Below are 15,610 nucleotides of genomic sequence, written 5' to 3' on the forward strand. Positions count from 1 at the left end.
CACGACCAGATCTCAGGGAGCCACCGTCAGGCGCACGGTCACCGTGTCGCCCACCTCGATTCCCTCCGCCACCCGGACGGCCGACTTCACCGGCACGATGTAACGACCGTCCTTGGGCCACAGCGACGTGGTCCACCCGGTGCCGCCGATCCGGGCGCCGACCGGGATCATCCCCCACCCGTAGCTCACGAGCGCGGCGGCCGACTGCAGCTCGTGGCACTCGCGGTCCGGCACGGTGACGAAGTGCCACGGGGCCGGCCCCCGCCAGAACCACATATCGCCGCTGAACTCCAGGTCCACCCGGTCAGGATAGAAGCCGCGGCGCACCGCACTCCCGCTGCCGCGGATCAGGCCGTACCCGATGCGGCGTCCGGCCCGACCGCGCCCTGCGGTGGGTGGTCGGCGGCTCAGGGCTCGATCGGCGTCGGGACCGGGATGATGACCGGTTCCACCTCCGGGGTGAGAGGGCTGCTGTCGGCGAACTGGGTGCGGTACAGCTCCGCATACAGACCGCCGGCGGCCACCAGGTCGGCGTGGTTGCCGCGTTCGACGATGCGGCCGTCGTCGAGGACCAGGATCTGGTCGGCCTCGCGGACGGTGGACAGCCGGTGGGCGATGACCAGTGCGGTGCGGCCCGCCAGTGCCGCGGACAGCGCCCGCTGGACGGCGGCCTCGGACTCGCTGTCGAGGTGGGCGGTCGCCTCGTCCAGGATGACGATGGACGGCTGCTTGAGCAGCAGGCGGGCGATCGCGAGGCGCTGCTTCTCGCCGCCGGAGAACCGGTAGCCGCGCTCGCCGACCACCGTGTCCAGGCCGTCGGGCAGGGACCGGACGAGATCGGCGACCTGCGCGCCGCGCAGCGCCTCCCACATCTGTTCCTCGGTGGCGCCGGGGCGGGCGTAGCGCAGGTTCTCGGCGATGGTCTCGTGGAAGAGGTGGGAATCCTGGGTGACCACGCCGATGGTGTCGCGCAGCGAGTCGAGGGTGGCGTCGCGCACGTCGATGCCGCCGACGCGGACCGCGCCCTCGGTCACGTCGTAGACCCGGGACACGAGCATGGAGGTCGTGGACTTGCCGGCGCCGGACGGGCCGACGAGGGCCACCATCTGTCCCGGCTCGACGGTGAAGTCGACGCCGCGCAGCACGGGGGCGTTCTCCGTGCGGTCCAGCGCCGACACGTCCTCCAGCGTGGCCAGGGAGACCTCGGCGGCGCTCGGATACCGGAAGTGCACGTCGCGGAACTCGAGCCGGCCCGCGCCGGCCGGGATGGCGACCGCGCCGGGCTTCTCCTCGATGCCCGGCCTGAGGTCGAGCACCTCGAACACCCGGTCGAAGGAGACCAGCGCGCTCATCACGTCGACGCGGACGTTGCTGAGCGCGGTCAGCGGACCGTAGAGCCGGGTGAGCAGCAGCGCGAGGGTCACGACGGTGCCGGCGGTGACGCTGCCGGTGACCGCGAGCCAGCCGCCCAGGCCGTAGGTGAGGGCCTGCGCGAGGGAGGCGACCAGCAGCATCGCCACGAAGAAGGTGCGGGAATACATGGCCTGCTGCACGCCGATGTCGCGGACCCGCTGGGCGCGCTCGCCGAAGCGGGCCGCCTCCGTCTCCGGGCGCCCGAACAGCTTGACCAGCAGGGCCCCGGAGACGTTGAAGCGCTCGGTCATCGTCGCGTTCATCTTGGCGTCGAGGTTGTAGGACTCGCGGGTGATCTCGGCGAGGCGCTTGCCCACCCGGCGCGCCGGGATGATGAACAGCGGCAGCAGCACGAGCGAGAGCACGGTGATCTGCCACGAGAGGCTGAACATCACGGCCGCGGTGAGCACGAGCTGGATCACGTTGCTGACCACGCCGGACAGTGTCGACGTGAACGCCCGCTGAGCCCCGGTGACGTCGTTGTTGAGGCGGCTGACCAGCGCGCCGGTCTGGGTGCGGGTGAAGAACTGCAGGGGCATCCGCTGGACGTGGTCGTAGACCCGGGTGCGCAGGTCGAGGATGATGCCCTCGCCGATGCGGGCCGAATACCACCGCTGGGCCAGCGACAGGAAAGCATCCACCACGGCCAGCGCGGCGATGGCGAGCGCGAGCCGGACGACGGCCGACGCGGCGTCGGCGCCGCCGGTGGTGATCGCGTTGACGACGTGGCCAGCGAGCACCGGGGTGGCGACGCCGATGCCCGCGGCCAGCACGACCGTGACGAGGAAGACGAGGATGTCGCGCCGGTAGGGCCGGGCGAACCGCAGAATGCGCCGGGTCGTGCCCTGGCTGAGCCGGTGCTGGGTGACCCGGTCGGAATTCTGAATCGAGCGCAGCATGGCCCAGCTCGATCCACCGGACATGGGCCCCATGCGTCACCTCCCAGGCGTCGTTCTGCTCAGCAGGCCACAAGTGTGCCCGCTGGGTATGACAACCCGAGCGGTAACCCCGTTGTTCCTCGTCGGTCCTTACTCCGTCCCGGCCAGGTCACGCAGCCGGCGCGTCTGTGCCTCCCGTTCGCTGCGGTCCTGCTCCTCGTACGAGCGCACCGACGCCCCCGCCAGCAGCGCCTTGATCTCCGCCACCGCGCCGCCGTCCGCGGACAGCACGGCCGCGGCGAGATCCGAGACCGCGGCGTCCAGCTGGTCGCGGGGGACGACGGCGGTGGCCAGGCCGATTCGGTCCGCCTCGTCCGCCGCGATCCGCCGGCCGGTGACGCAGATCTCCAGCGCCCGGGACGGGCCGACGAGCTCGGTGAGCCGCTTGGTGCCGCCGAGGTCCGGGACCAGGCCGAGGGTCACCTCGGCCATGGAGAAGCGGGCGTCGTCGGCGAGAATCCGCATGTCGCAGTTGAGGGCGAGCTGGAATCCGGCGCCGATGGCATGCCCCTGGACGGCCGCGATCGTGACCAGCGACGGCCGCCGCAACCATGTGAAGGCTTCCTGGAAGCCGGCAATGCGATCCGCGCACTCTTCCGGTGACAAGCGGGCGAGGGCGGGTAGCGAAGAATCGCCCTCTCCCCGCGCCACCGACAAGTCGAGTCCGGCGGAAAAAGAGCGTCCCGCTCCTTGGACAATGACGACTCGTACGTCCCCCGGCATTTTCCGGGAAATGTCGACGAGCTCGGACCACATCGCCGGCGTCTGCGCATTGAGCACATCGGGCCGGTTCAACGTCACCGTCGCGACCGGCCCGTCCTGCTGATACCGAACACCGGCCTCTGATCCGGGGGTTATGCTGGTCGTCACGCCTTCTTGCGACGCCGCGCGCCGCCCCGCTGGCGCAGTTGCACGCCCGACTCGGTGAGCACCCGGTGCACGAAGCCGTACGACCGTCCGGTGGATGCGGCCAAGGCACGAATGCTCTCGCCGGAGGTGTAGCGCTTCACCAGGTCTTTGGCGAGCGTCTGGCGCTCGCTTCCGACGATTCGACGACCCTTCTCAGTGCTGGTGGCTGTGCCCGTGGCTGCCATGTTGAATCCTCACGTCCCAGACTGTGCGGTTCGATACGGTCCCACCTATTAGACCGCCTCCAACGATCATGCGCTAGGTATCTCGGCTTAGCGAACGTGCCCTTTTGGCGGTGTCAGGAACCCGACGATGACCACGCTCATCAATGTCAGACAGTTGCCGGAGCGGCCCGATCGAGCGCCAATGAAGGGCCCGGGACGCCTTTCGCCGGGGCGCCGGCACCGCTTCCGGCACCGCCCGGGCCCACCCGATCAAGGGTTGTTGACCTGCACAAACATCATCCGGCCGAGGGACCGACAACGCTGTCACGCAGCGTCTAACGAGCGTTCACCCAGAGGCACGATCTTGCCGCCCCCGGGCCCCACCGGCAGCGTCCGGACGCGCCGCCGGGAGGCCGCGAGGGGCTGGATGCCCGATCGACGTCGCACTGTCTGTGTGGGCACCAGTTGACAACTGACGATGCCCATGATCCCCGATCAAGCGCGGCCAGGGCCCGCCGCGACGGGCGGGATGGTGGGCGGGATCACGCCAGCTCGACCAGCTCCAGCAGGTCGTCGCTCCAGGCGTCCTCGTCGCCGTCGGGCAGCAGGATCGCGCGGTCCGGCTTCAGCGCCTGCACCGCGCCGGCGTCGTGGGTGACCAGCACGATCGCGCCCGGATAGTTGGCGATCGCGTCGAGCACCTGCTCCCGGCTGACCGGGTCCAGGTTGTTGGTGGGCTCGTCGAGCAGCAGCACGTTGGCGCCGGAGCAGACCAGCGTGGCCAGCGCCAGCCGGGTCTTCTCCCCGCCGGAGAGCACACCGGCCGGCTTGTCGACGTCGTCGCCGGAGAAGAGGAACGCACCGAGGATCTTCCGCAGCTCGGTGTCGGTCTGCTCCGAAGCGGCGCTGCGCATGTGCTCGAGGATGGTGCGGTCGACCTCCAGGGTCTCGTGCTCCTGCGCGTAGTAGCCCAGCCGCAGGCCGTGCCCGGGACGTACGTCACCGGTGTCGGAGTTGAGCAGGCCGCCGAGGATGCGCAGCAGGGTGGTCTTGCCGGCGCCGTTCAGGCCCAGGATGACGACCCGGGACCCCCGGTCGACGTTGACGTCCACGTCGGCGAAGATCTCCAGCGAGCCGTACGACTTCGAGAGGCCGACCGCGGTCAACGGCGTCTTGCCGCACGGGGCCGGGTTGGGGAAGCGCACCTTGGCCACCTTGTCCGAGGCGCGCACCTCCTCCAGGCCGCCGAGCAGCTTCTCCGCGCGGCGCGCCATGTTCTGCGCGGCCACCGTCTTGGTCGCCTTGGCCCGCATCTTGTCGGCCTGGGCCATCAGGGCGCCGGCTTTCTTCTCCGCGTTGGCCCGCTCGCGGCGGCGCCGGCGCTCGTCGGTCTCGCGCTGCTCCAGGTACTTCTTCCAGCCGACGTTGTAGATGTCGACGACGGCGCGGTTGGCGTCGAGATACCAGACCTTGTTGACCGCGGCGTCGAGCAGCTCCACGTCGTGGCTGATCACCACGAGGCCGCCCTTGTGCTGCGCCATGTAGCCGCGCAGCCAGGCGATCGAGTCCTGGTCGAGGTGGTTGGTCGGCTCGTCGAGCAGCAGGATGCCCTTGCCGTTCTGGCCCGAGTTCGCGAACAGGATGCGGGCCAGCTCGATCCGGCGGCGCTGACCGCCGGAGAGGGTGCCGATGGTCTGCGCCAGCGCGCGGTCGGGCAGGCCCAGGTTGGCGCAGATCCGGGCGGCCTCGGCCTCGGCGGCGTAGCCACCCAGCGCGGCGAACTGGTCCTCGAGGGTGCCGTACCGCCGGACCAGCTTCTCGTCGGCGCTCTCCTCCAGCTCGACCTCGAGCTTCTGCATCTCGGCGAGGATCACGTCGAGCCCGCGGGCGGAGAGCACCCGGTCGCGGCCCGTGACGTTCAGGTCGCCCGTCCGGGGATCCTGGGGCAGGTAACCGACTTCACTCGTGCGGCTGACCTCCCCCGCGTACGGCTGGCCCTCGCCGGCCAGGACCTTGAGGGTGGTGGTCTTGCCCGCGCCGTTGCGGCCGACCAGGCCGATCCGGTCCCCCGGCTGCACCCGCAGGGTGATCGGGGACAGCAGGATCCGGGCGCCGGCGCGCAGTTCGAGTCCGGTGGCGGTAATCATGAGGAGGCGTCTCGCTCTCGGGGAGAAGGCTGGCTCAGGGCACACGGAAGCGCCGGCCGGTATATCACACGGTCGGCGCGGGGCAGTCAGCCTTCGCAGAGCAGCACCCGACGATTGTACCGGGCGCCCCGCGCGCCCACCCACCCGATTAGGCGGCGTGATCATCGGGTACACGCCCCGGCACGTGCCGCCACAGACCGACGAGGGCCTGCGGCCGGTGGGCCGAGTTGCGCGGGCCGGTGCCCGGGAGGACGAGATGGAACTCAACGAGAACGCCGAGATCGACACCAGCCAGATCGACGACCGGCGCTCCTCCGGTGGCGGAGGAGGCGGCTTCGGCGGCCTGCCCATCGGCGGTGGCGGCCTGAGCGGCATCATCGTGACCGTGCTGCTCGCCGTCGTCGGCGGCTACTTCGGCATCAACACCCTCGGCGGCGACGGCGGGGCTCCGCAGAGCGGCGACAACACGGAGCTGAAGCAGAAGTGCGCGCAGACCCAGAAGCTCCAGCAGCTGGACTGCCGCAACGCGCTGTACGTCAACGCGATCCAGGACTACTGGGTGGACGCGTACCCGCAGCACTTCGGGGAGCCGTACCAGCCGGCCAAGACGGTGTTCTTCGCCCGGGCCGTCAGGACGCAGTGCGGTGCCGCCGATTCCGGCGTCGGCCCGTTCTACTGCCCCGCGGACGACCAGGTCTACATCGACCTGACCTTCTACCGGCAGCTGGCGGACCAGCTCGGGGCGCCGGGCGAGTTCGCACAGCCGTACGTGCTCGCCCACGAGTACGGGCACCACATCCAGGACATCTCCGGCACCGAGAGCGCGATGCGCCGCGCCCAGCAGCGCGACCCGGACCAGGCGAACCCGCTGTCGGTCAAGCTCGAACTGCAGGCCGACTGCTACGCCGGCGTGTGGGCCAGGAACGCGACCGGCGCCGACGACCGCAGCGGCCGGAAACTGTTCAAGAGCATCACCGCGCAGGACATCCAGGAGGGCCTCGACACCGCCGCCCAGATCGGCGACGACACCCTGCAGAAGCGCGGCGGGGGCACCATCAACCCGGCCGAGTTCACCCACGGCACGAGCGCGCAACGGCAGCAGTGGTTCCAGACGGGGTTCGACAGCGGCTCACCGAAGAGCTGCGACACCTTCGCCGCGGGGGCCGTGTCCTGACCACCCCCGCCGGGCCGGGCCGGAAAACCCGTTGTCCGCGGGTGTCGGCGGGCGGCACCATGGCCGCGTGACCGTACCGAGCCTGCCGAAGCCCGCTGCCGCCGCCGCACCCGTCCGGGTAGCGCGACAGCAGCGTAGTCCCGGCGGCCCTGCGGTCCCCGCACCCGTGTCATGACCGGGGCTTTCCTGGCCGGCGTCGTCGCCGGCTACGGCGTCGCCGTGCCCGTGGGCGCCATCGCCGTCCTGATCGCCGGCCTCAGCGCACGCACCTCGCTGCGGGTCGGCGCCGCCGCGGGCCTGGGGGCGGCCACCGCCGACGGCGCGTACGCCCTCCTCGCCGTGCTCGGAGGGGCCGCCCTGGCCGGGGTCATCGCCCCGATCGCCGCTCCCCTGCGCTGGGCCGCCGCCGCGGTCCTGCTCCTGCTCGCGGCGCACACCGCCTGGTCAGCGCTCACCAAGCCGGCGACCACCCGCGAAACGGACCGGACCACCCCGCTGGGGGCGTACGCCGGCATCCTGGGCCTCACGATGCTCAACCCGGCCACCGTCGTCTACTTCGCCGCGCTGGTCCTCGGCCGTGGCGGCGAGGGCGGCGGCGCCTGGTTCGTCCTCGGGGCGTTCCTGGCCTCGGCGAGCTGGCAACTGCTGATCGCCGCCAGCGGCGCGCTCGCCGGCCGCTTCCTGACCGGCGAACGAGCCCGGCTCCTCACCGCCCTGGCCTCCAGCGCCGTGATCGCCGTCCTCGCCGTCGCGCTGGTGGTGTGACGCCGGTCAGGGCGCCAGGTGGTCGACGCTGTTGTAGCCGGCGAGGACCAGCCGCCCCGACGACCCGTCGAACCGGGTGATCGAGGCGTTGCGGACGGGACCGGCGCCGGCCACCGCGGCCACGCCGTCCCAGTCCAGGCCCTCGATGACGCACCGCATCATGAGCACCACCGAGTCGTGCGCGACCACCACCACCCGCCGCCCGGCATGCTCGCGGTGCAGGTCGTCCAGGAAGGCGCCGACCCGCGCCGCGACGTCCTCGAACGCCTCCCCGTTCGGCGGCCGGTAGCGGAACTCGCCGAGGGCCGCCAGCCGGCCGGGCTCGTCCGGGAACCGCTGGGCGACGGCCGCCCGGGTCAGCATCTCCAGATCCCCGAGCAGCCGGTCGACCAGCCGCTCGTCGGTGGCCGGCGCCGGCAGCTCCAACCCGGAGGCCTCCGCGGCGATCCGCCAGGTCTCCCGAGCCCGCACGTACGGCGAGGTGACGACCACCTGAGGCAGCCGGGCGGCGGGAAGGCCGGCGAGCCACCGGCCGACCGCGCGAGCCTGCTCGGCTCCCAGCCGGGTCAACGCCACGTCCGCGTCCCGCCCGGACAGCCCGGACTCCAGCAACCCGGCCGCGTCGGCCTCGGGAAAGGCCACGTTGGAGGCACTCTGCCCATGACGGATCAGGACCAGCTCGGCGACGACACCCACGATCGCCAACCCTATCCCCGGGTACGCCGCCGGCGTCATGCACGAGAACTCGGGCCGGCGGCCGAGCGCCAGGCGTCGCGCCCGGCGGCCGAGCGGAACGCACCGGCGGCCGCGCCAGCATGGGCTAGGGGTCGCGCACCAGGATGCGGACCGCCCGGGCGCGGGCGACGGCCTCCTCCAGCACGGCCCGCCGGGGCTCCGGCACGTCGAGGAAACGATCGTGGCGGAGCGGCACGAGGGCGGCGAGCGCCGGGGCGGCGAGGATGGTGTCCACCGTCGTACGGTCGCCGCCCGTGACCAGGACGCTCAGGGCGCCGGCCTCGGGCAGCAGGACCCGCGCGGCGATGGCGGCCCCGTCCGCGGCGGCGGCCCTGGCCTGATTGTCCCGGCGGCGGGCGAAGCGCTGCTGCGACCAGCCGCCGGCCGCGGTCCGGCCCTGCACGTAATGCGTGTCGACCTTGGAGACGACGAGCTCGGGGCCGTCGGCGACACCGGCGGCCACGGCACCCTTGCGCGCCAGCAACAGCCCGACCCGGCGCGGCGCCGAGGCGTGAAGGCGCAGGTCCTCGAGGTCTGTCACGGACGGCGCACCGGGCGGCGCGGACAACTCGGCCGTGGCGCCGTCCGCACCCGTCAGCACGAGGCCCCGCACGGTGTGACCGCCGTGCCGCGACGAGAAGTTCTCCACCCACCGGTCCAGCCGCTCCGGGGGCACATCCACCCACCGTCCCCCACCGGCCGCCGGACGTGCGCTCATGGGCCTCAGCGTACGGCGACACGCCCCGCCGCCGAGATCCCCGCCCCCCGAGACGGCGCGGCGCCGCCGAGATCCCCGCCCCCGAGACGGCGCGGCGCCGCCGCCCGGCAGCCCTGCCCGGATCCGTCACCCGGTGACACTTGCACCGCACATCGTCCGACCGCGCAGCCCGGCAGCGGGCCGGAAAGTTGTTCCCGCGGCGTCCTTCGCCGCGCAGCCCAACAACGTGCCGGAAAATGCCCCCCGTGCCGTTCGGTGGCGCAGGGCGACGGTGTCGTCCGGCAGTCGTCGGTGGCGGTTCGGAATGGCATGATCCGGCTCATGACGCGATCGCTGGCCGACGAGGTCATGGAGAGGCTGGGCCGGTCCTACGAGGGCGCCCGCGACCCTGACCGGGCTGTACGCGCGGCGGCCTACATGCGTGACCAGTTTCCCTTCCTCGGGATCGCGAGCCCGGCCCGGCGCGCGCTCGATCGGGCCGTGGTCGCCGGGCTTCCCACTCCCACCGAAGAAGACCTCGCTGCGGTGGCGGCGGCTTGCTGGGAGCGCAGGGAACGGGAATACCAGTACTTCGCCTGCGACTGGCTGCGAAGGCACGTGGCGGTGCCGGGGCCGGGCTTCCTGCCGACGGCCCGCTTCCTGGTCACCACGAAATCGTGGTGGGACACCGTCGACGCCCTGGCGTCCCATCTCGTCGGCGGTCTCGTCGCCTCCCATCCGGAGCTCGCCGCGCAGATGGATCTCTGGGTGGAGGACGACGACATGTGGGTCGTCCGCACGGCGATCCTGCACCAGCTGACCTACGGCCGGCGGACGAACGCCGACAAGCTCTTCGGTTATTGCACGCGGCAGGCCGGTCACCCGGACTTCTTCGTGCGCAAGGCCATCGGCTGGGCGCTACGCCAGTACGCCCGAACCGACGCCGAAGCGGTCCGCACTTACCTCTCCCGGCATCAGCACCTGCTGTCGCCGTTGTCCGTCCGCGAGGCCGCCAAGCACCTCTGAACCATCCGGACACGGCGAAGAGGTCACGCCCGCAGCGCCCGCACGGCCGCGACCCACCAAAGGTCCAGGTGAGTGAGTCGCTGCCGGTGCCGGTCAGTTGGTCATCGTCGGTCCAGGTCAGTTAGTCGTTGTCGGTCCAGGTCAGTTAGTCGTTGTCGGTCCAGGTCAGGAGTTCGTCGACGGCTGAGGTGTCTCCCTTGACGACGACCGCGTCCGTGCCGATGCGGCCGTAGAGGAGTAGGAGGAGGTCGCTGGCCGGTGCGTGGATTGTGGCGAGGGGATCGCCGCTGGGGGCCGGGTTGGCCTTTGCGCCGGCGGGGGTGAGGTCGAGGAGCCAGGTGGGGCCTTCCACCGCGGACAGGGCGATGCGGGCCGGGCGGTGTGGCCATGGGCCCAGGCTGCCGAGGCTGGCGACCAGGAACTCGGAGATCGCGTCGACGGCGATCGCGGCGGGGAGGGGCTCTGCCTTGCCGGCGGCCTCCTGCGCGTCGTATGCGTGCACTGCCGCCTCCTGCACCTGGTGGCGGGCGACCGCTGCGACGGTCGTCGGGGCCTCGGAGGCCTTCCACCACGTCCAGCATTCGCGGTCGGGTGCGGCGGACCGCAGGGCGTCCAGCAGCAGGCGGGTGGACTCCGCCGACCAGGCCAGCAGGTCTGGCTGCGGGGCGGTGTCGCCGATGGCCTGGGCGGGTGGGGGATCCTCGGACGGTCCGGCCGCGACGGTCGCCGCCCAGAAGCGGTGGACCTTGCCGAGGTGGGCGGTCAGGTCACGCACCGTCCATTGCGGGCAGCCCGGCACCCGGGCTGTGGGACCGGCCATGGTCACCGCCTCGCGGAACGCGGTCGCGCGCTCGTCGATCTGGTCCAGCAGGTCCGGGTACGGCGGCGTCGAGGTCATGCCCGTTTGTCTACCACCGGCCACCGACATTTCCGGGAACCGCAGGTCAGCGAATGTCCAGGAGTCGCGCCCCCGAGCCAACGCAGGGCACGGGATCCGGCGGCCGCGGAGTGGTGACGCGGGAAGCGACGGCCGCGGCCATGGCGGGTCCGGAAACGACCACGCCGGCCGGCGCGGGGTCGCGCGGGCCGGCGTGACGACGTCTCTGGTCGGCGTTCCCGGGGTGCAGGAGCGGTGGAGCAAACCCTGACTGCCGGGCGCGCCAGCCGCGGCCGGCGCGTCGAGCGCGCCGGCCCGGTGCGGTCAGACGTTGAAGCCGAGCGCCCGGAGCTGGTCCCGGCCGTCGTCGGTGATCTTGTCCGGGCCCCACGGCGGGAGCCAGACCCAGTTGATCCGGAAGTCCTTCACCAGGCCGCCGCCGGGGCCGGTGGTCAGGGCCTGGCGGGTCTGGTCCTCGATCACGTCGGTCAGCGGGCACGCCGCCGAGGTCAGCGTCATGTCCAGGGTGGCGACGTTGTCGTCGTCGACGTGGACGTCGTAGACGAGGCCGAGGTCGACGACGTTGATGCCGAGCTCCGGGTCGACGACGTCCTTCATCGCCTCCTCGACGTCGGCGACGGCGGCCTTGGCACCCGCGCCGCCGGCGGCCGGGGCCGCGGAGGAAGCCTGGTCCGCGGGGGCGGCACCCGCGCCCTCGGAGTCGTCCGGGGCGACCGGGGCCGTCGAGGCCCGCGACGTCGCGTCGTCCGGTCCGGCCGTCTCGGCCGCGTCCGCGGCGATCTCTTCCACAGTTCTGTCGGTCATGCCGTCACCTCCGGGTTGATGCCCACACCGGCGCGCGCCGCGGCGTCCTTGAAGGCCATCCATGGCAGCAGCGCGCACTTCACCCGGGCCGGGTACTTCGCGACGCCGGCGAAGGCGATGCCGTCGCCGAGCATTTCCTCGTCCGGTTCCTTCTGGCCCCGGCTCTGCATCAGGTCGAGGAACTCCGCGTGGATCGCAAAGGCCTCGGCCACCGGACGGCCCTTGAGCAGCTCGTGCAGGACCGACGCCGAGGCCTGGCTGATCGAGCAGCCCACCCCGTCGTACGAGATGTCGGACAGGTCGCTGGTGACCCGGACGGTGATCTCGTCGCCGCAGGTCGGGTTCACGTGGTGCGCCTCGCCCTGGTACGGGTCGCGCAGCCCGCGCCCGTGCGGATGCTTGTAGTGGTCCAGGATGATGTCCTGGTAGAGCTGGTCGATCATCAGGCGAACACCCTCCGCACCTGCTCGAGACCGCGCGCCAGGGCGTCGATCTCGTCGGTCGTCGTATAGAGGTAGAACGAGGCTCGGGTCATCGCCGGCACCCCGTACCGGGTGCACACCGGGCGCGCGCAGTGGTGGCCCACTCTCACCTCGACGCCGAGGCTGTCGAGGATCTGCCCCACGTCGTGCGGATGTACCCCGTTCACCTCGAACGACACCGTGCCGCCGCGCCCTTCCGGCGTGGCGGGGCCGTAGATGCGCACGCCCGGGACGTCGGTGAGCGCCTTCAGCGCGTACGCGGTGATCTCCTGCTCGTGGCGGTGCACGTTCTCCATGCCGAGCGCCGTCAGGTAGTCGACGGCGGCGCCGAGGCCGACGGCCTCGGTGATCGGCGGGGTGCCGCCCTCGAAGCGGGCCGGGGGCGGTGCGAACGTGGTGCCGCCGAGGCTGACCGTCTCGATCGTGGACCCGCCCGCGAGGAAGGGCGGCATCGACTCGAGCAGTGCCATGCGTCCCCAGAGCACGCCGATGCCGGTCGGGCCGAGCATCTTGTGGCCGGTGAACGCGATGAAGTCGGCGCCGAGGTCGCGGACGTCCACCGGGAAGTGCGGCACCGACTGCGAGCAGTCGAGCATGACCAGCGCGCCGACCTCGTGCGCGCGGGCGACGATGCGCGCCGGGTCGTTGATCGTGCCCAGGATGTTGGACATGTGCACGACCGAGACCAGCTTCGTCCGCTCGTTCACCAGGGAGGAGAGCTCGGACTCGTCGAGCCGGCCCTCGTCGGTGACGCCGAACCAGCGCAGGGTCGCGCCGGTGCGCTGGCAGAGCAGCTGCCACGGTACGAGGTTGGAGTGGTGCTCCATCTCGGAGACCACGATCTCGTCGCCGGGGCCGAGCGACAGGAACTCCGCCGCCGTCCACGCCACCAGGTTGATCGCCTCGGTGGAGTTCTTGGTGAAGACCACCTCGTCCGGCGAGGGCGCCCCGATGAACGCGGCGACCTTCGCGCGGGCCGCCTCGTACGCGGTGGTCGACTCGGTGCCCAGCGTGTGCACCGAGCGCGACACGTTGCCGTTGTGCCGCTCCTGGTGATCACGCATGGCGTCGATCACCTGGCGCGGCTTCTGCGAGGTGTTGGCGCTGTCCAGGTAGACCAGCGGATGCCCGTTGATCTCCCGGCCCAGGATCGGGAAGTCGGCGCGAACCCGGGCCACGTCGAAGGTCATCTTGATCTCCCTAGGGACGGACCCGGCTCAGGCGCGGGCGCCGGCGACGTACCGCTCGTACCCCTCGGCCTCGAGCTGCTCGGCGAGCTCGGGGCCACCCTCCTGGACGATCTTGCCGGCCACGAAGACGTGCACGAAGTCGGGCTTGATGTAGCGCAGGATGCGGGTGTAGTGGGTGATCAGCAGCAGGCCGGTCTCGCCGGTCTCGCGGACCCGGTTGACGCCCTCGCTGACGATGCGCAGCGCGTCGATGTCGAGGCCGGAGTCGGTCTCGTCGAGGATCGCCATCTTCGGCTTGAGCAGCTCCAGCTGCATGATCTCGTGCCGCTTCTTCTCACCACCGGAGAAGCCCTCGTTGACGTTGCGCTGGGCGAACGACGGGTCCATCTGCAGCTTCTCCATGGCGCCGCGCAGCTCGCCGGCCCAGGTACGCAGCTTCGGCGCCTCGCCGTCGATCGCGGTCTTGGCGGTACGCAGGAAGTTGGCCACCGACACCCCGGGCACCTCGACGGGGTACTGCATGGCGAGGAAGAGGCCGGCCCGGGCGCGCTCGTCGACGCTCATCTCCAGGACGTCCTCGCCGTCGAGGGTCACCGTGCCGCCGGTGATCTCGTACTTGGGGTGGCCCGCGATGGAGTACGCCAGGGTGGACTTGCCGGAGCCGTTGGGGCCCATGATGGCGTGGGTCTCGCCCGACTTCACGGTGAGGTCGACCCCGGCCAGGATCGGCTTCAGGTCGCCCTCGGGCAGCTTGACCGAAACCTGCAGGTCACGGATCTCCAGGGTGCTCACGGCTCTACTCCATTACTCGGTGTCGTCGAAACGTAGATGTCGCCGTCGCGGATCTCGACGGGGAAGGTCGCCACCGGCTCGGTGGCGGGCGGTCCGGACGGCTCGCCGGTACGCAGGTCGAAGCGGGAGCCGTGCAGCCAGCACTCCAGGGTGCAGCCGTCGGTCTCGCCCTCGGAGAGCGCGACGGCCGCGTGGCTGCACTCGTCGCGCACGGCGTAGAAGTTGTCGTCGTCGGCGTGCACCACGGCGACGTCGACGCCGTTCACCTCGACGGAGATCGCCGTGCCCTTCGCCACGTCGGCGGCGGGCCCGACAAGCTCGAAGGACATGGCTCAGGCCCCCGCCTTCGCCAGCCGGGACTCGATGGCGTCGCCCAGGCGCTCGCGCAGCTCCTCGACCGGGATCTTGTTGACCAGCTCGGCGAAGAAGCCGCGGACGACGAGCTTGCGGGCCTCGAACTCGGGGATGCCGCGGGCCATCAGGTAGAAGAGCTGCTCGTCGTCGAAGCGGCCGGTGGCGCTGGCGTGGCCCGCGCCGGCGACCTCGCCGGTCTCGATCTCGAGGTTGGGCACCGAGTCGGCCCGGGCGCCGTCGGTCAGCACCAGGTTGCGGTTGATCTCGTACGTCTCCGTGCCGGTCGCCGCCGCCCGGATGAGCACGTCGCCGACCCAGACGGTGTGCGCCGACGCGCCTTGCAGTGCGCCGCGGTAGCCGACGTAGCTGCGGCAGTCCGGCACACTGTGGTCGACCAGCTGGCGGTGCTCGAGGTGCTGGCCGGCGTCGGCGAAGTACAGGCCCCAGAGCTCGGCGTCGCCGCCGCGGCCGGTGTACTCCACGGAGGTGAACTGGCGGACCAGGTCACCGCCGAGGGCCACCTGCACGTGCTGGACCCGGGCGTCCTTGCCGACCCGGAACTTGACGTGCTGGGCCTGGACCGAGCCGCCGTCCCACTCGGCGAGCGTGACGAAGGTGAGCTGGGCGCTGTCGCCGAGCACGACCTCGATGTTGTCGGCCAGGCTCGCCGTGCCGGTCTGCTCCAGCACGACGGTGACCTTGGCGAAGTTGCCGACCCGGACGTACGTGCGCGCGGCCGCGGCCTCGGCGCCCTGCCCGACGACGCGGATCACGGCGGCCGTGTCGGACACCGTCTCGGCGGCGACGTCGATCAGCGTCACCTCGGCCGCCGAGCCGTACGCCAGCGCGCTGATCCGGTCGAACGGCGTCAGCACCGGGTCGACCTTGCCCGCGTCGACCTGGGTGACCGAGATGCCCGCCGGCAGGTCGCCCGGGGCGTACCCGGGCGCCGCGCCGGTGAGCGAGTTCGCCGTGATCAGGGCGCCCAGCCGCTTGACCGGGGTGAAGCGCCACTCCTCCTCCAGGCCGGTGACGGCCGGGAAGTCGGTGACGTCGAAGGAACGCAGCACCTGCGACTTGGTGCTCGGCGGGGCCATGGCCTCGGTAGTCATCTCGTCCTTG

General features: G+C 71.6%; 17 protein-coding genes. 3 read left to right on the forward strand and 14 right to left on the reverse strand.

Features of this window, described 5'->3' with window-relative positions:
• Positions 1-12 precede the first annotated feature (12 nt).
• From IEY99_RS09805 to IEY99_RS09825, 5 genes are all read right to left on the reverse strand, one after another.
• Positions 13-300: a DUF1905 domain-containing protein gene (locus tag IEY99_RS09805; RefSeq protein ID WP_189201588.1), complete on the reverse strand. Its 288-nt coding sequence runs from the start codon at positions 298-300 to the stop codon at positions 13-15.
• A 107-nt stretch (positions 301-407) separates the two neighbouring features.
• Positions 408-2,345, reverse strand: a complete 1,938-nt coding sequence (locus IEY99_RS09810) for an ABC transporter ATP-binding protein (RefSeq protein WP_373293311.1) — start codon at positions 2,343-2,345, stop codon at positions 408-410.
• Positions 2,346-2,441: 96 nt separating this feature from the next.
• Positions 2,442-3,209 carry an enoyl-CoA hydratase/isomerase family protein gene (locus IEY99_RS09815; protein WP_189202174.1) on the reverse strand — a complete coding sequence of 256 codons (768 nt, stop codon included), beginning with the start codon at positions 3,207-3,209 and terminating at the stop codon, positions 2,442-2,444.
• An 8-nt stretch (positions 3,210-3,217) separates the two neighbouring features.
• Positions 3,218-3,445: a helix-turn-helix domain-containing protein gene (locus tag IEY99_RS09820; RefSeq protein WP_015620263.1), complete on the reverse strand. Its 228-nt coding sequence runs from the start codon at positions 3,443-3,445 to the stop codon at positions 3,218-3,220.
• Between the two features lie 521 nt (positions 3,446-3,966).
• Positions 3,967-5,571: an ABC-F family ATP-binding cassette domain-containing protein gene (locus IEY99_RS09825; protein ID WP_189201590.1), complete on the reverse strand. Its 1,605-nt coding sequence runs from the start codon at positions 5,569-5,571 to the stop codon at positions 3,967-3,969.
• 256 nt (positions 5,572-5,827) lie between these two features.
• Here IEY99_RS09825 and ypfJ point away from each other — a divergent pair, with 256 nt between their 5' ends.
• Entirely contained in the window at positions 5,828-6,745 is a 918-nt protein-coding gene (gene ypfJ / locus IEY99_RS09830) for a KPN_02809 family neutral zinc metallopeptidase (protein ID WP_189202175.1), read from the forward strand.
• A gap of 171 nt (positions 6,746-6,916) precedes the next feature.
• Positions 6,917-7,510, forward strand: a complete 594-nt coding sequence (locus tag IEY99_RS09835; RefSeq protein WP_189201592.1) for a LysE family transporter — start codon at positions 6,917-6,919, stop codon at positions 7,508-7,510.
• A 6-nt stretch (positions 7,511-7,516) separates the two neighbouring features.
• Here the strand turns inward: IEY99_RS09835 and IEY99_RS09840 are convergent, their stop codons facing one another.
• Positions 7,517-8,206, reverse strand: a complete 690-nt coding sequence (locus tag IEY99_RS09840) for a histidine phosphatase family protein (RefSeq protein ID WP_229798416.1) — start codon at positions 8,204-8,206, stop codon at positions 7,517-7,519.
• A 124-nt stretch (positions 8,207-8,330) separates the two neighbouring features.
• The gene (locus IEY99_RS09845; RefSeq protein WP_189201596.1) at positions 8,331-8,963 is read right to left on the reverse strand and encodes an acVLRF1 family peptidyl-tRNA hydrolase; all 633 of its coding nucleotides are present in this window, start codon (positions 8,961-8,963) and stop codon (positions 8,331-8,333) included.
• Positions 8,964-9,284: 321 nt separating this feature from the next.
• Between IEY99_RS09845 and IEY99_RS09850 the strand changes: the two genes are divergently transcribed.
• Positions 9,285-9,968, forward strand: a complete 684-nt coding sequence (locus tag IEY99_RS09850; protein WP_189201598.1) for a DNA alkylation repair protein — start codon at positions 9,285-9,287, stop codon at positions 9,966-9,968.
• Positions 9,969-10,113: 145 nt separating this feature from the next.
• Here the strand turns inward: IEY99_RS09850 and IEY99_RS09855 are convergent, their stop codons facing one another.
• The 7 genes from IEY99_RS09855 to sufD form a co-directional block, all read right to left on the reverse strand.
• Positions 10,114-10,866: a maleylpyruvate isomerase family mycothiol-dependent enzyme gene (locus tag IEY99_RS09855; RefSeq protein WP_189201600.1), complete on the reverse strand. Its 753-nt coding sequence runs from the start codon at positions 10,864-10,866 to the stop codon at positions 10,114-10,116.
• Between the two features lie 303 nt (positions 10,867-11,169).
• Positions 11,170-11,670: a metal-sulfur cluster assembly factor gene (locus tag IEY99_RS09860; RefSeq protein WP_189201602.1), complete on the reverse strand. Its 501-nt coding sequence runs from the start codon at positions 11,668-11,670 to the stop codon at positions 11,170-11,172.
• Entirely contained in the window at positions 11,667-12,116 is a 450-nt protein-coding gene (gene sufU, locus IEY99_RS09865; protein ID WP_189202177.1) for a Fe-S cluster assembly sulfur transfer protein SufU, read from the reverse strand. The genes IEY99_RS09860 and sufU overlap by 4 nt, the downstream gene beginning before the upstream one ends.
• Positions 12,113-13,342, reverse strand: coding sequence for a cysteine desulfurase (locus IEY99_RS09870; RefSeq protein ID WP_189201604.1), 1,230 nt, complete (start codon positions 13,340-13,342; stop codon positions 12,113-12,115). Before IEY99_RS09870 ends, sufU begins: the two co-directional genes overlap by 4 nt.
• Before the next feature lie 27 nt (positions 13,343-13,369).
• On the reverse strand, positions 13,370-14,134 hold the full coding sequence (gene sufC, locus IEY99_RS09875) for a Fe-S cluster assembly ATPase SufC (RefSeq protein ID WP_189201606.1): 765 nt from the start codon (positions 14,132-14,134) through the stop codon (positions 13,370-13,372).
• On the reverse strand, positions 14,131-14,463 hold the full coding sequence (locus tag IEY99_RS09880) for a non-heme iron oxygenase ferredoxin subunit (RefSeq protein ID WP_189201608.1): 333 nt from the start codon (positions 14,461-14,463) through the stop codon (positions 14,131-14,133). The genes sufC and IEY99_RS09880 overlap by 4 nt, the downstream gene beginning before the upstream one ends.
• Positions 14,464-14,466: 3 nt before the next feature.
• Positions 14,467-15,600, reverse strand: coding sequence for a Fe-S cluster assembly protein SufD (gene sufD / locus IEY99_RS09885; RefSeq protein WP_189201610.1), 1,134 nt, complete (start codon positions 15,598-15,600; stop codon positions 14,467-14,469).
• Positions 15,601-15,610 lie beyond the last annotated feature (10 nt).

This window comes from Couchioplanes azureus, assembly GCF_014648355.1.
Lineage (GTDB): Bacteria > Actinomycetota > Actinomycetes > Mycobacteriales > Micromonosporaceae > Actinoplanes > Actinoplanes azureus.

Excerpts from the sequence above, each read along its gene's own strand:
- IEY99_RS09860 (WP_189201602.1), bottom strand. The coding sequence starts at position 11,670 with ATGACCGACAGAACTGTGGAAGAGATCGCCGCGGACGCGGCCGAGACG.
- IEY99_RS09810 (WP_373293311.1), bottom strand. The coding sequence starts at position 2,345 with ATGGGGCCCATGTCCGGTGGATCGAGCTGGGCCATGCTGCGCTCGATT.
- IEY99_RS09835 (WP_189201592.1), top strand. The coding sequence starts at position 6,917 with ATGACCGGGGCTTTCCTGGCCGGCGTCGTCGCCGGCTACGGCGTCGCC.
- IEY99_RS09880 (WP_189201608.1), bottom strand. The coding sequence starts at position 14,463 with ATGTCCTTCGAGCTTGTCGGGCCCGCCGCCGACGTGGCGAAGGGCACG.
- IEY99_RS09845 (WP_189201596.1), bottom strand. The coding sequence starts at position 8,963 with ATGAGCGCACGTCCGGCGGCCGGTGGGGGACGGTGGGTGGATGTGCCC.
- IEY99_RS09870 (WP_189201604.1), bottom strand. The coding sequence starts at position 13,342 with ATGACCTTCGACGTGGCCCGGGTTCGCGCCGACTTCCCGATCCTGGGC.
- IEY99_RS09850 (WP_189201598.1), top strand. The coding sequence starts at position 9,285 with ATGACGCGATCGCTGGCCGACGAGGTCATGGAGAGGCTGGGCCGGTCC.
- IEY99_RS09820 (WP_015620263.1), bottom strand. The coding sequence starts at position 3,445 with ATGGCAGCCACGGGCACAGCCACCAGCACTGAGAAGGGTCGTCGAATC.
- IEY99_RS09855 (WP_189201600.1), bottom strand. The coding sequence starts at position 10,866 with ATGACCTCGACGCCGCCGTACCCGGACCTGCTGGACCAGATCGACGAG.
- IEY99_RS09825 (WP_189201590.1), bottom strand. The coding sequence starts at position 5,571 with ATGATTACCGCCACCGGACTCGAACTGCGCGCCGGCGCCCGGATCCTG.
- ypfJ (WP_189202175.1), top strand. The coding sequence starts at position 5,828 with ATGGAACTCAACGAGAACGCCGAGATCGACACCAGCCAGATCGACGAC.
- sufD (WP_189201610.1), bottom strand. The coding sequence starts at position 15,600 with ATGACTACCGAGGCCATGGCCCCGCCGAGCACCAAGTCGCAGGTGCTG.